A 12,979-nucleotide genomic window follows, 5' to 3' on the forward strand; every position below is an offset into this window, starting at 1 on the left:
TCCCTTTCCTCGAACCCGATACCTCAGCCGTCACTTCGCCGTCCGCGCCGCCAACTCCGCCTGAAAGGCATTGACCACACGGATCGGCGCCGGGAACACCTTTGCCGCCGGCGCCTTCACCTGCTGGGCGAGCTCCGGATGCGTCAGATCCACGCCGCGGCACTGCCACTCCAGCCCGTGCACCAGGTGGTGGTTCGGCGACAGGCGCGCCTCGGCCGCACGGCGCAGCGCCCACGCCGCGAGCAGCCCCGGCTCCACCGGGTGGAACTCCCGGCCCTTCACCTTCAGCCGATCGGCGCCAAGCATGGACCGCTCACCCCCGCTGCCCCCGCCGTTGAAATCCAGCCCCACCCCGGCCAGTACCTCCACGTGTCCGGCGAGCGCCTCGTCGTAGGCGACCCCGACATCCGCCAGCGCCACGAGCGCGGCCTGCGCCGCCGACACGGCCTCGACCAGCACCTTCCACCGCGCATCCATGTCCCGGCCGGCCTCACGGATCTCTGCGGCGGCCGCCTTCTCCAGCTCCGGGCGCGACGCTCGCCGCTTCTCCTCCTCCACCTGCCGCTCCCACGCCAGGCGCAGCTCCCGCGCGTTCGCCCGCAGCTGCGCCGCCAGGCGCGCCGCCTCGGTGTGCTTCATCGACGCGAGCTCGCTGTACGGCGACGACTCCAGCTCGCGCGTCGCCACGTCCCGCTCGTCCTCGGCTGCCGACGCCTTCGCCTCGGCCTGCTCCACCTGCTCCTTGCTGATGTTCATGACGCTCCTCGTTACTTCCTAACTTGATCTACCGGTAACCAGGTGGGCACACGCCCGCCCGGCTCAAAGCCATCTCGCCCCCACCGCCTCACGCACGTTGACGCGCGCCCAGCCCCGGGGCTGGCGGCCCCCGCTCCGCACCCGCACGACGCCGAGCCGCAACCCGCTCGCCCATCGTCGTCCCGCCCCACACACCCCACAGAGACGGCCGCTCCAACGCGTACAACCGGCAGGCCTCGAGGTAGCCGCACCCCGCACACAACGCCCGCGCCCCCGACGGCCTCACCCCATCCGCGAAGTACGCGTCCGGATCCACCCGACACGGCAACGGCTCCAGCACCTCCAGCGCGAAGGCCGGAACCCCGAGCGACACCACCGGCCGCACACCCGCCGCGTGATGCTCACTCACCCGCGTCCGGCTCCAACCGCCAGTTCAACGCCAACACCGACACCCCAGCCGCCGCGAACCCCGCAATCGGCGACCACAGAAACGCCGACGTCGACAGGAATCCGAGCCCCACCGCGTCCAACACACCCGCCCGAACACCGCGCCACCCGCCCCACCCACGCGCCCCCCACAGCCACGCCCTCACCGCTGCCCCTCCCGCCACCGCTCCGCCGCAACGACGAGCGCCGCCTGCCGCCGCGGATCCGACGGCTCCAACAAGTGCCACGCCTCCGACCCGTACTCCGGAACCGTCGTCAACCCCGCCAACTCCTCCCGCGCCCACGACCCCGTCTCATCCGGCACCACGCCCAACCCGTCCACCGACATCAACTCCCTTCCACCACACCGACCAGACCCCCGCAGCCCGTTCCCCGGGCCAACACGCCACCCCAACAACGCCGGGCCCGCCCGTACATCCGGACACACCCCATGACCACGTACACATGCGACCGCCGGTGCACGGGACTCACGGTTCATCTGGCATCCGCTCGGCGGCCCGGCGGTCCGACTCCGCGAGGTTGCGGAGCTTGCGGGCGTGCCGGTGGGCGAGGCCGCGCTTACGGGCTTGGGCGAGGGAGTCGCGTCGCTCCTTCGCTGCCTGGATCCGAGCGCGGGCCGCAGCAATGCGGGCCTGAACTTGCTGCTCGACGTGCGAGACGGACTCGGTCACGGGACCTCCTGCGTTTCCTTGGTCCGGGGTGCGGTGGTGGGCCAGCCCCCAGAACGCTTCTGCGGGCGGTTGCCGGGGTGGTTGCGTGCGTCGCGAAACCAGCAGACGACGAGCGCGGACTCCTCCCAGCCGAGCTGGCGGTAAAGGGGCTCGACGTCCTTGTGAAGGTCGCTGCCGCCGGGCTGGCCGTAGACGAACGACCGGAGGGCGGTGGCGACGTCTACGGCGCCGTGCCAGGTGAGTTGCCGGGCCAGGTCTTGAGCGAGGTGGGCGTGGCCGTAGTCGTCGCTGTCTGCCCGGACGCGGTCCGCGAGTGTGAGCCAGTACTTCGTGTCCATGGCTCAGCACCCGACGTGGGTGTCGTAGCCGCAGGCTGCCAAGTCGGCGTCGAGGCGGGTGTGGCAGACGGCGCACACCGGTCCCTCGTTCACCACTGGTCCCCTCCCTAGAGAGGGGGCGGGGACCACCGGTTTGTTTGGTGCGGTCCCGAAGCGGTCCCCATCCGGTCCGGGACCGGTCTGACCTCTGGTTTCTTCTGATCCGGTCCCCGGGATGGGGACCATTTCGCCGGAAGTTGCCGGGGACCGGTCCGGGGACCGCTCCTTACGGATCCGTGCAACCTCGTTCAGCTTCTCGTTGCGGGCCCGGAATCCGAGCCGCTGACATTCCTCGGCAAGCCGCCGGCGCCCGTAGTCGCTGGGCACGCCCGCCTGGTCGAGCCGCTGGACGATCCACTCAACGCTGCCCTCGGGAGCCGGTCGCGGGCCGTCCTGCGGCGTGTCGAGCGAGACCAGGACAAGGGACGTCACCGGTCGCCCGTCGGGCTTGTGCTCGCCGTTGAGAGAGATCTTCTTCAGACCGAACTGGATGTCGCCGTCCTGGTCCTCGTCCTTCTGCTTGCCGGACTTGATCGTGAGGACGGTGTTCGGGATGCGGTCGCCCTTGCGGGAGATGACCAGCTCGGACTGCAGCGCGCCTTTGACCGCGGAGGCGCCGCGGCCGTGCTCGCCGACGTGACCGGTGTGGTGGACCAGCGTCACGCAGGCACCGGTTGAGGACCGCAGTTGGTCCATGCGGTCGACGACCTTGCCCATCTCGGTGTTGGAGTTCTCCTCGACGCCGAGGGTGACGCGGGCCTGGGTGTCGATGACGATCAGGGCGGGCGCGACGCGGCGCATGGCCTCGATCAGCACGTCCCACTCGGGGCTGGCTGCCTGTACCGGGCGGGGCAGGAAGCGGACGTGGTCCATGCGCATGCCGCGGTGCTGCTCCCAGGCGCGGACGCGCTTGCGGATGCCCTGCTCGCCCTCGGCGACGAGGTAGACGACGGTGCCCTGCCGGACGTAGTGGCCGTGCCACTTCGTGCCCGTGCCGACGTGCCCGGCCATGTCCAGCAGGACGAAGCTCTTGAAGGTGCCGGACGGGCCGATCACCCGGGACAGGGTGTTCAGGGCGAGCAGGTCGCCGACGAGGGGTTCGAGCGGCTTGATCCCATCGAGGCCGTCGGTGTCGAGGAGATCGCCGAGCATGCGGTCGACGGCCGCCTCGAAATACTCCTCGGACGTCGTCGTCTCGGGATCGAGCGCCTCCGACCCGGGTTCCTCGGCGGGGGCTTCTTCCTCATCCCGCACCTCGATCAGGTCGTCAAGAGTGGCGCCGGTCGCCAGGTGGTCTGAGAGGTCTTTGCCAGCGGCTGGGAGGTAGACCCGCCACGGGATACCAGCGCGGCCGAGGGAAGCAGCCACCTTACGGGCGTGCTTCATTCCTTCGCCGTTTGGATCCTGGTCGGAAACGATGCGCACTTCGCTGGCGCCACGCAGCATGTCGGTGTACCGCTCTTGCCAGCCCATGCCCGCGCCGCCCGGCATGGTGGTGGCGACAGCGCCCGCCTTGATGGCGTTGTCGACGTCGGTCTCTCCCTCGCACAGGGTGATGACCCCGCCGGCCTCGGCCTGGGCGCGCACCTCAGGGAGATAGAGCAAGACCCGCTCTTCCTTGGGCGGGCTCTTGATCTCGCCACCGGGGAGCTCGGGCCTGAAGTCCTTGGGGAAGTACTTGTGGACGTACTGGACGACACTGCCGTCAACCCGCTTGTACGTCCACGTCTTGACCCGGGTGCCGAGGCTCCCGTTGCGTGCCTTCGGCTCGTCGTGCAGGTCTGCCACAGCGAGGTTGAGCGGGGCGAGGAAGTCCTCGACGGGGCAATCCTTGTGGCAATGGATCAGGACGCGCTTGTCCTGGCCGACACCGATGGACACCGTGTCGGGTGCGTCGCCGTCGTGGCAGAGGCCGCGGGTGCGGGCGGTGCCACCACGGTGGAGAACGTTCTCGCCGTGGTCTCGCAGCGCGTACATGACGCGCTCGAACGCGCTCACGCGGCCACGTCCGTCCGCTGGACGTCGACCTGCTGGCCGTCGACAAGATGCCGATACCAGCCGGGCCGACCGGGCACAGCGACGGGCGGCCACCCGTCGGTGGCCTGAACCGGGCGCGGTTTCGGCGTTGCCAGGGCGTCGAGCTCGGCGAGGGTCTTCCGGCCGGCCAGAGACTCGCGGGTCCGGGAGGCGTCGCGGAACCAGCTCAACAGTTCGTCCTCGTCGCCGTAGCGCCGCCACCATTCGGCGGCGGTGATGATCGCGGCGCCCCTGCGAGGGTCGTCGCCGGGCAGTTCCCGCCACGCGGTGGAGCCGTACTTGGGCGGGTCGTCCTGGCCGTCGAGAAGCTGTGTCACGGCGCTCGACGCCCACAGCGCTACCGGGTCGGTGGCCATGGCGATGGGGCTCGCTACACCTGTGGTCCCTCGGTCGGGCGTGGGGTTGTTCACGTGCTTGTCCTGTCGCAACGGCGAGGTCGCAGGGAGCGGTTCTTCAGCCTCGCGCGGATGGGGAAGCGGGTTGAACTGCCCGGCCGCCGCACCCCGCCCGGCCGCCGAAGCGACCGAGCAGGGACGGCAGTTGCCAGGACGGGAGATCACGGACGAGCGTCCACGTGCTCGGCGATCCAGTCGACGATCTGCTGGAACTCACGGACCGGCTCGCCCGTGCCCATGGCGACGATGGCGCGGAAGTTGACCTCGAACTCGGCCGCGTTCACGGCCGCGGCTTCCGGGGTCGCGCCGCGGGCGACGAGGTACATCTCGGCGGCGTGCGGGTCGGCGTCGGCCCACGGTGCCGGCGTGCTCGCCTCCATCTCCTGGAAGAGCTGGAAGGTGGCGGCGGCGATCTCGTCGCCCTCACCCAGGTCCTTCACCGCGGCGAGGAACTGGGCGCGGTCGATGTACGAGATGGCCATGGTCAGGCGCCCGCCTTCTCGGCGAGGTGGCCGCGGAGCTGGTCCAAGACCTCGTGCGCACCCATGCTGTGCGGGACGAGGACGAGCCCGGACTCGGGCCAGACGATGATCTGTCCGTCGAACTGGTCGTCCGCGCTCGCGTTCGCCCGCGCCAACCGCAGGTTGTTCTCCGCCGCGATCTGGTTGGCCATTGCCTGGAAGATGGCTTCGAGGACGGTGTCGACGTCGTTGGCCTCGATGAGCATCTCGCCGAAGGTGTTCAGGCACTTCTCGTACTGGGCGTCCCAGAGGCCGGCGTCCTTCGCGGCCTGCTTGTCGAGTTCGATCTGTGCGAGCGCGCGGGTCACCTCGGGGGACTGCTCGGGCTGCGCGGGCTGGCTGAGTTCGGCCGCCATGGCGGCGGCGATCTGGTCTGCCTGCTCCGGGGTGCAGAGTCCAGTGTTCTCGGCGGCCTGCCGTACCGCGTAGGGCAGGGCAGCGAGGACCTTGCCGCGGCTCGTCTCGGACTGCGTAGTGCTGGCGGTGCCAGCCGTGAAGGGGTGTGCCATGCTGGTGACATCCGTTCTGTTGAGGGCCCGGTCTGCTGTCGTAGGTGCGCCGGGCCTTCGGCGTTTCATGGATCGGGTGGGCCCTCAGCGGGATTGCCGTCCTGCTGGGGGCTGTTTCATGCGGCCGTTACTTGCGGCGCGGAATCGACCGCGACCAGGACACGAAGTCGGCTGAGCTGCTCGGGTGTGAGCGGTGGGGCCTGGTCGACGGTGTCTGCGATAGAGAGCCAGTAGCGCTCCCCCGCCTGGTCACCTCGCGCTGCAGCCGCGGCGGCCTTCTCTCGCGCGGTCACGCCGCCTCCCGCAATACGCGGATCGCTTCGACGTATCGGTCGAGCAACTTCCCGCGCGGAGTGCGGTTACCGGCTTCCCAATGGCCAACGGCCTGACGCGTGGCGCCCACGACGTCGGCAAGTTCCTGCTGCGACAGTCCGGCCTTCTCCCTGAGTTCCCGGCGTTCGTCCGGGGACGGCAGGTCAACGCGGATGCGCAGCCGAGAGCGGATTTGCTCCGCCACCGTTGCGGTCATGTAGCCATGTAACCAAAGATGGTGAGAGAACTCAAGCCACCTCACATGACTTGGTGAGTCATCTCATCTGACGTGGTGAGTTGACTAGTCGTTTCCGGCGCGGACATACTCACCAGGTGACCCCTGGAGACATGGTGAATGCTGGAGATGACCTCACAGTTCGCACGTCGACGGTTGCCAGCGAGGGACCCTCAGACCTCGTAGCGACGTTCGAGTGCGAGCCAGCGTCAGCCGAGTGGTTTGCATCTGGTGACGTCTCGCGAGGCGCGCAGGGCTTGGTCATCTCCCGCATTGAGGTGAGCTGGGGGCCGCTCTCAGCGGGCGGGATCACCGGCGGAACTCTCCAGAAAGTCCCCGTCGGCAGGGTGCTCCGCCTCGTGCGCGCGGAACTGGGGCCCGGCCTGACCTCACCAGGCCCCCTCGCCGACACCGAGGTCGTGCGAAAGATCCGCGAAGGCGGACGCGTCACAGTGGACGACCAACTGCTTCAAGAGGTCGCCTACCGGTACTGGTTCTACACGCAGCCCGGCCAGCCCTCGGGAGCGATCAAGCGCATGGCCGAGGACTTCGGGCGGCCTCAGGAAACCATCAGGACATGGGTCTCCAGGGCACGAAAGGAACAATGGCTCGGCCCCAGCGTCAAAGGGCGCGCCGGCGCCGAGGCCGGGCCGAAGCTGAGGAAGACGCTGGAGATGTGGGAGTCCCTGGCCGAAGCCTCCGTCCCCCTGACCGCAGAAGAACACATGCGCTACTTCGGGAAGCCGCCCGGACCCCCCGCCAGTGGAGAAGATCAGGACAGCGGACAGTCGGACGGCTAGGCAGTAGAGCGGGCTGGATGGTTGCGGCCAGCATCCTGGACAGCGGCAGCCGCCAGAAGAGCCGTCCCGGCCGCGCTCAACTCCAGCACCGAGGCGAGGGACTCCGCCACCCGCGCGGACGGACATCGTTCCCCGCGCTCCAACTTGCTGACGTAGTCCGGTCGAACGCCGATCGCTACCGCCACCGCGGCCTGAGACAGGCCAGCATCCACGCGCGCCTGGCGCAGCGCCTCCCCGAGCCCCGCCGGGGGTACGCGCCGTTCCCTGACTGCTATCTGCATACAGTCGACGATACGCACCGAGGCTACTTTCCCGCCGAAACGCCCATGGCCCTAGGGCCATCGTGTTTGTATTGGATAATCTCGGTTATCCAATACCTATAGGGGAGTTGAGCCGTGACCCTGCCCGCACCCCGGGCCACCACCGGCACTGAACTTTCGACGGCATTCCGCGACCCGCGCGACGACTGGCCCGAGGAAGCCCGCGCGCTCCGCGCCGAACTCGCCGACCACTACGGCGACGACGACCCGCTGCCCGACGTCGCCGGCGCCTGGGTCGCCCGGCAGCGCTCCGCCAACACCCGGCGCGTGTATGCCCGCCGCCTGCGCGCGTGGGAGGCGTACTGCCGCTCCGCCGGGACACACCCGCTGCGGGCCACCCTGCCGCTCGCCGACGCCTACTCCCGGCACCTGGAGACCGCCCCGACCCTCACCCGGGTCAAGGGCGGCCGACGCGGCCAGAGCGCCCCCACCGGCCCGCCGCTGTCCCCCTCCGGGATCGCCCAGGCGCTCTCCGCCGCCGGCAGCTTCCACACCTACGCGGCCCGGATCGGCGCCGCGCCCGCTGACCCGTTCGCCGCCGTCGCCCGCCCTGACATCGACCCCGACCACTCCCCCACCGAGGGACTCACCCAGGACGAGACCGCCCGGCTCCTCGAGGCCGCCCGCGCCTGGGCACCCCGCTCCTATGCCCTGGTGGCGCTGCTCTACCTGCTCGGCCCCCGCGTGGACGAGGTCCTCGCCCTCGACGCGCAGCAGCTCGGCTACGACCGAGGCCACCGCACACTGCCACTGCGCCGCAAGGGCGGCCGGATCCAGGCCGTACCGGTGCCGCCGCTCGCCCTGGACGCACTGCTCACCCACCTCGACGGCCGCACGGAGGGACCGCTGTTCACCACCAGCAGCGGACGGCGCTGGTCCGAGCCCGAGGTGTGGAAACATCTGCGGGTCCTCGCTCGTCGCGCCGAGTTGCCACAGGCCTCGAGCATCAAACCGCACGCGCTCCGCCACGGATTCATCACCGACGCGCTCGACGCAGGAGTCCCGCTGCACGAGGTGCAGGACGCAGCCGGCCACCGGGACCCCCGTACAACGCAGCGGTACAACCGGCGCCGCGGCCGACTCGACGGGCACCCGGCCTACAAGGTCGCCGCGGCCATGGCGGAGCGCCTTGAAAACCGAGAAGCCTGAGACAGCGAAGGGGCCCGGCACCAGATGCTCCGGTCCGGGCCCCGCTCAGTAACTCACACCGGCGTCTTCCACTCGATCCGCACGGCGCTGGGGTCGAAGTACTTTGCCCCCGCGCCCGGCTTGAAGCCCTTCGGCCGGCCGCGGCGCGACGGCAGGACCGTCACCGTCATGACGGCGTCGATGATCCCCCGCCGGCGCTCCAACGAGTACTTCTTCCATTCCTCGGCGATCTCAGGAGTCCCGAGAGGCAGCCGGGCGAGCACCGGCACCGTGGCCCGGTTCGTCATCTCCGCCTCGATCTCGGCGAGCTTGGACCGGGTGCGGGCCGTGCCGTCGAGCATCTGCTTCCTGGTGATCAGATCGTCGGCGTAGTCGACGCTGTACTGGTCGAGCTTCACGCGCAACGTACTGGCGCGCACCGCCAGTTGCTCCGTGGACTCCCCCACCTTCGGGCTCGGCACGAACAGCGCCACGGCATCCGGACGACTCAACCGTTCGATGGCGACGGCCTCGACATACTCGTCGAGCAACTCGGCGGTACGGGTGAGATGGACCATCCCTCGGCATCGGTAAGCCGCGACGTGCACGTGGCCTGACCCCGTCCCGGAAGTGGAGCAGCGCATCGTCTCCCGACAGCCTCGGCGCCCCGGCGGGACCGGCACGGCCTTGCCCGCCTTCAGCTTCCCGAACTCGGCCTCCAGCCTCTCGGGCGTCCACTGCTGGCCGTCGGGATCGTCGGCTGCGGCGTAGAGCGGCCGTGCATCGTCATCGTCAGCGAACCCATGGTGCAGGAACTCCCGCCCGTCTGCGGCCCTGTAGTCGGCCACCAGGACCCCGCAGAGGTACAGCCCGGACCCGAGCCACTTCCGGGCATTCCCGGTCGTTGTACGGCGCTCTGGCTGCCCCAGGATGCTCGTCACCGCCCGCCACTTGTCCTCGGTCGTCAGCGGCGGCCACGCGGCCTTCCCGACAATCTCGCCCTGGTGATCGATAAGACCAGCGTTCCGCGGGCGCAGCAGCGTCCGACGCAGCTCCGTTACCTGCCACTCTCGGGCGATGGGCTCGGTGCGCGTGCCGTCTTCGAGGCGCTTGCGGCGCGGAACCGTGCGAACGCCCTTGCGCGCCCAGTCCAGGCAGATGGACCGGAGCGAGTCGCCTGCGATGACGGCATCGATGGCCTTGTCGAGGTGCCAGGCTTCGGACCCTTCCGCGACCTCGGCGGCCGCTCCGCACTCTCCGCAAACGGCTGTGACGGTGAAGTCGGCGCCCGTCTCAGCGTCCTGGCGCTCGATGACAAACCCGTCCGTGGCGGCGCACTGCGGGCATACGAGCGAGCGGGGCGTCACGCCGTCGGCTTCGTAGCCGAACGGACGCGGGCCACCCCTGTAGGCGCCCGCACGGAGGGTGTCCTGCTTGGCATCCTTCACGCGCTCGCTGATCTCCTCGCTCTCGTGCTGGTCGTCGACGGCCTTGCGGCGAGCTTCACGCCGGCCGTCGGCGGTGGCCAGGTTCACCGTGCCGGACTTCACCAGCTCGACCGCGATGTCCTTCGCCTCGACGAGGTCCAAAAATTCGAAAGCGTCGCGCCAGTTGCGCTGCAGTCGGCGGGAGGTGAGGGCGAGCACGGCGTCAGCCTCACCCGATCGGAGCATCTCGAGCATTCGCTCGTAGGCCGGGCGGCGCTTGCCCGAGAACGCGCTCAGGTCGTTGTCTGTCAGGACCTTCACGACGTCCCAGCCGAGGCGGGCGGCACGGTCTCGGCACGCCTTCTCCTGCCGGTCGACGCCTTCGCGCCGGCCTTCCCGGTCGTCGGAGATGCGGCAGTAGATCACGACACGTCGCCGGGCACCGGCGGCAGGCTCGGTCTTCATAGCAGGTGAGGGTAGCGCTTTAAAAGCGTCTTGCGGCAGTACTTGACAGATCGAAACCGGAGCCGCCCTTGGGCACGGAGGCCGGGCTCAGCCCCACCGTCAGTTTCTTCTGCGGCCAGGACGCGCCGGAATTGACCACCGCGGCCCTGACCCGGTCCCGGCTCTCCGACAGGCTCTTGTCGGGGAGCCCGACCAGTGCGAAGGCGGCGATGCCCGGCTCCAGGTCGGCCTGGACCTCGACGACGACGCCCTCCACACCCACGAGGGCCACCGCACACGTACGCGCGAATCCCATCAGGCCACCCCCCGCGCGTGCTCGACCACGGGCGCGCCGCGCTCGGGGAGCACGACGCCGACCAGGTCGATGCGGACACCGCCCGGCGGGGCTCCGCCATGTTCCTGGAGCCAGCGTTCGGCCAGGCCGCGCAGCCGGCGGGCCTTGGCCGGGGTGACGGCCTCCATCGGATGCTGGAACGAGCACGTCCTGCGGGTCTTGACCTCGCAGACGACCACCGTGTCGCCGTCCCGGGCCACGATGTCGATCTCGCCGGTCCTGTCGCAGCGCCAGTTGCGTGCCAGGACCGTCATGCCGGCCCCGGTCAGCCGCCGTACGGCCAGTTCCTCGCCGTAGGCGCCCAGTGCCTTGCGTGCCTCGGATGTCTTCATGTCGGCACCACCTCCGGCACCGACACTGAGGCCATGTCACCCAGCTGTTGGATCTTGGTGGACGTACGGGTGACTGGGGAAAACCCCGTCACCCGTACGAGTCATGCCGTGATCACCGCTCACCATGATCTTCGCTCGCCGTGATCACCACGCACCCGCGGTCACCGCGCATCACGGTCACCGCTCGTCCACGCCGGGCAGGCCGCCCGGACCGCAGCCGCCCGCGTCTCAGCCGCCAGGCAGCTCCAGATCGCTCTTGTTCAGCTCCTCGATGTTCACGTCCTTGAAAGTGAGGACGCGTACCTGTTTCACGAAGCGGGCGGGTCGGTACATGTCCCACACCCAGGCATCCGCCATGGACACCTCGAAAAACACCTCACCCTGGACCGAATGCACCTGCATCTCGTAGTCGTTGGTGAGATAGAAGCGCCGCTCGGTCTCGATCACATATTTGAACAGACCGACGACATCGCGGTACTCCCGATAGAGCTTCAGCTCCATCTCGGTCTCGTACTTCTCGAGGTCCTCGGCGCTCATGGCATGTTCCCCTTCAGCCGTGCGTCCCCCCATTGTGCGCCAGCCCCGGGCACCCCTAGACGATTTCCGTGTCGAGGACCTCGGGCGTGGCCGGGGGACCCTCGTCGAGCACCCTGCGCAGCAGCCCGGCGAGCTTGGTCGGATACACCGTCTCATGTGTCTCGGTCAGTTCCCGGCACGTCCACCAGCGCGCTCCGGCGACGCTGCGCCGCTCCAGCTCCGTCAGCCCCGTGGCCGCCGTGGCGGTCTGGGCCGTACGGGCCAGGAAGTACCACTCGTCCTGGTCCCAGCGCCTGCCCGCGAACGGGAACGAGCAGGTCCGCCGCCACAGCACGGGGCCCAGTTCGACCTCGGTGATCCCGGTCTCCTCCACGAGTTCCCGCAGGGCCGCCCGCTCATGGGTCTCGTCGCCCTCCAGGCCGCCCCCGGGCGTGAACCACCAGCGGTCGGAGGGATCGTCCGGTTCGTGGCCGTGCAGCAGCAGTACGCGGTCCTGCGGGTCGAGCAGCACGACCCGGGCGACCTTGCGGAACCCGCCCCGGCCAAGGCCCTCGTGCGCGTCCGCCGCCTCAGCGGGCACCGGCGGACTCCTGACGGGCGCGGGACCGTCCGGCCAGCTTGGCGACGGGCCCGTACGCCGCTCCGCCGAGCACGAGAACGGCGCCCACGAGCACCAGGGCGATCATCGTGGGGAGCGGTCCCGGCCGGGACAGGGCACCGAGCTCCTTGAAGCCGTCGGGGCGGGCGAGCATGCCGTTCATCGGCCAGGCGATGGCATCGACCCGGGCCCTGACGGCCCCGCGCGCCACGGTGCCCCTGGCCGCGTCCGTCAGATGCGCGGTGGAGTCCAGGGAGCCCCGCCGCTCGTCGCCCAGGAGGAACAGCCGTCCCGCGGGGACCTTCACGGTGGGGAAGCCCGTGAGCTCGGCGAGGCTTCCCTCGGGCAGATACGATTCGTCGATCTGCTTGCCGTTGACGGTCAGCTTGCCGTCGGTGCAGCAGGAGACGGTGTCGCCGCCGACGGCGACCACGCGCTTGACCACGGACGAGCCCGTGACCCAGGTCTTGTCGTCGAAGACGACGACGTCACCGCGGCGGACCTCGCTGCCGTCGACGCGCTGTGCCAGCACCCGGTCACCGATCTTGATCGTCGGTGCCATCGAACTCGTGGGGACGGTGTACGGCCGGTAGACGACCGCCGCCCAGGCGAAACCGACCAGGAACAGCACCAGACCCAGCGCGACCGCGACCCCCGACAGCCGCTGTCCGGTCCTGCTCCCCACCGGGGCCTTGCCCGTGCCGCCGCTGCGCGGGGCCGTACGTGTTGCGCTCTCGCCACCCATGGGCCCGCACCTTACCCGGGGGTACGGTCCGGG

Annotated in this window: 17 protein-coding genes and 1 pseudogene; 2 read left to right on the top strand and 16 right to left on the bottom strand. The window is 69.8% G+C overall.

Annotated elements, in window-relative coordinates:
* Window positions 1-30 precede the first annotated feature (30 nt).
* From ACH4S8_RS25105 to ACH4S8_RS25145, 9 genes are all read right to left on the bottom strand, one after another.
* Window positions 31-756 (bottom strand): hypothetical protein, encoded by a 726-nt coding sequence (locus ACH4S8_RS25105; protein WP_398397651.1) that lies wholly within the window; start codon window positions 754-756, stop codon window positions 31-33.
* Window positions 757-844: 88 nt separating this feature from the next.
* Window positions 845-1,165: a WhiB family transcriptional regulator gene (locus tag ACH4S8_RS25110; protein ID WP_398397653.1), complete on the bottom strand. Its 321-nt coding sequence runs from the start codon at window positions 1,163-1,165 to the stop codon at window positions 845-847.
* A gap of 505 nt (window positions 1,166-1,670) precedes the next feature.
* Window positions 1,671-1,874, bottom strand: coding sequence for a hypothetical protein (locus ACH4S8_RS25115; protein ID WP_398397655.1), 204 nt, complete (start codon window positions 1,872-1,874; stop codon window positions 1,671-1,673).
* On the bottom strand, window positions 1,871-2,212 hold the full coding sequence (locus ACH4S8_RS25120) for a hypothetical protein (RefSeq protein ID WP_398397657.1): 342 nt from the start codon (window positions 2,210-2,212) through the stop codon (window positions 1,871-1,873). The genes ACH4S8_RS25115 and ACH4S8_RS25120 overlap by 4 nt, the downstream gene beginning before the upstream one ends.
* 3 nt (window positions 2,213-2,215) lie before the next feature.
* Window positions 2,216-4,249, bottom strand: a complete 2,034-nt coding sequence (locus ACH4S8_RS25125) for an AAA family ATPase (protein ID WP_398397659.1) — start codon at window positions 4,247-4,249, stop codon at window positions 2,216-2,218.
* Window positions 4,246-4,644: a hypothetical protein gene (locus ACH4S8_RS25130; RefSeq protein ID WP_398397661.1), complete on the bottom strand. Its 399-nt coding sequence runs from the start codon at window positions 4,642-4,644 to the stop codon at window positions 4,246-4,248. Before ACH4S8_RS25130 ends, ACH4S8_RS25125 begins: the two co-directional genes overlap by 4 nt.
* Before the next feature lie 200 nt (window positions 4,645-4,844).
* Entirely contained in the window at window positions 4,845-5,165 is a 321-nt protein-coding gene (locus ACH4S8_RS25135; protein WP_398397663.1) for a hypothetical protein, read from the bottom strand.
* A gap of 2 nt (window positions 5,166-5,167) precedes the next feature.
* On the bottom strand, window positions 5,168-5,713 hold the full coding sequence (locus tag ACH4S8_RS25140; protein WP_398397665.1) for a hypothetical protein: 546 nt from the start codon (window positions 5,711-5,713) through the stop codon (window positions 5,168-5,170).
* Window positions 5,714-6,002: 289 nt separating this feature from the next.
* The gene (locus tag ACH4S8_RS25145) at window positions 6,003-6,242 is read right to left on the bottom strand and encodes a helix-turn-helix transcriptional regulator (protein WP_398397667.1); all 240 of its coding nucleotides are present in this window, start codon (window positions 6,240-6,242) and stop codon (window positions 6,003-6,005) included.
* A 377-nt stretch (window positions 6,243-6,619) separates the two neighbouring features.
* On the opposite strand from ACH4S8_RS25145, the gene ACH4S8_RS25150 reads away from it, so the two are divergent.
* On the top strand, window positions 6,620-7,060 hold the full coding sequence (locus ACH4S8_RS25150; RefSeq protein WP_398397669.1) for a hypothetical protein: 441 nt from the start codon (window positions 6,620-6,622) through the stop codon (window positions 7,058-7,060).
* On the opposite strand, the gene ACH4S8_RS25155 is transcribed toward ACH4S8_RS25150, so the two are convergent.
* The gene (locus ACH4S8_RS25155) at window positions 7,057-7,341 is read right to left on the bottom strand and encodes a helix-turn-helix domain-containing protein (protein ID WP_398397671.1); all 285 of its coding nucleotides are present in this window, start codon (window positions 7,339-7,341) and stop codon (window positions 7,057-7,059) included. The genes ACH4S8_RS25150 and ACH4S8_RS25155 overlap by 4 nt on opposite strands.
* 114 nt (window positions 7,342-7,455) lie before the next feature.
* Between ACH4S8_RS25155 and ACH4S8_RS25160 the strand changes: the two genes are divergently transcribed.
* On the top strand, window positions 7,456-8,529 hold the full coding sequence (locus tag ACH4S8_RS25160) for a tyrosine-type recombinase/integrase (protein WP_398397673.1): 1,074 nt from the start codon (window positions 7,456-7,458) through the stop codon (window positions 8,527-8,529).
* Window positions 8,530-8,582: 53 nt separating this feature from the next.
* Here ACH4S8_RS25160 and ACH4S8_RS25165 read toward each other — a convergent pair whose 3' ends face one another.
* From ACH4S8_RS25165 to lepB, 6 genes and pseudogenes are all read right to left on the bottom strand, one after another.
* Window positions 8,583-10,400: a recombinase family protein gene (locus ACH4S8_RS25165; protein ID WP_398397675.1), complete on the bottom strand. Its 1,818-nt coding sequence runs from the start codon at window positions 10,398-10,400 to the stop codon at window positions 8,583-8,585.
* 31 nt (window positions 10,401-10,431) lie between these two features.
* A pseudogene (locus ACH4S8_RS25170) lies at window positions 10,432-10,695 on the bottom strand (magnesium chelatase domain-containing protein); the annotation flags it as partial.
* Window positions 10,695-11,066 (bottom strand): YraN family protein, encoded by a 372-nt coding sequence (locus tag ACH4S8_RS25175; protein ID WP_398397678.1) that lies wholly within the window; start codon window positions 11,064-11,066, stop codon window positions 10,695-10,697. The gene ACH4S8_RS25175 and the pseudogene ACH4S8_RS25170, both read right to left, overlap by 1 nt.
* Window positions 11,067-11,294: 228 nt before the next feature.
* Window positions 11,295-11,603, bottom strand: a complete 309-nt coding sequence (locus ACH4S8_RS25180) for a DUF2469 domain-containing protein (protein ID WP_003965949.1) — start codon at window positions 11,601-11,603, stop codon at window positions 11,295-11,297.
* A gap of 55 nt (window positions 11,604-11,658) precedes the next feature.
* Window positions 11,659-12,183, bottom strand: a complete 525-nt coding sequence (locus ACH4S8_RS25185; RefSeq protein ID WP_398397680.1) for an NUDIX hydrolase — start codon at window positions 12,181-12,183, stop codon at window positions 11,659-11,661.
* Complete coding sequence (lepB, locus tag ACH4S8_RS25190) at window positions 12,173-12,946, bottom strand: signal peptidase I (RefSeq protein WP_398397682.1); 774 nt, start codon at window positions 12,944-12,946, stop codon at window positions 12,173-12,175. The genes ACH4S8_RS25185 and lepB overlap by 11 nt, the downstream gene beginning before the upstream one ends.
* Window positions 12,947-12,979 lie beyond the last annotated feature (33 nt).

The sequence above is a fragment of the Streptomyces sp. NPDC021080 genome, from assembly GCF_044333225.1.
Classification (GTDB): domain Bacteria; phylum Actinomycetota; class Actinomycetes; order Streptomycetales; family Streptomycetaceae; genus Streptomyces.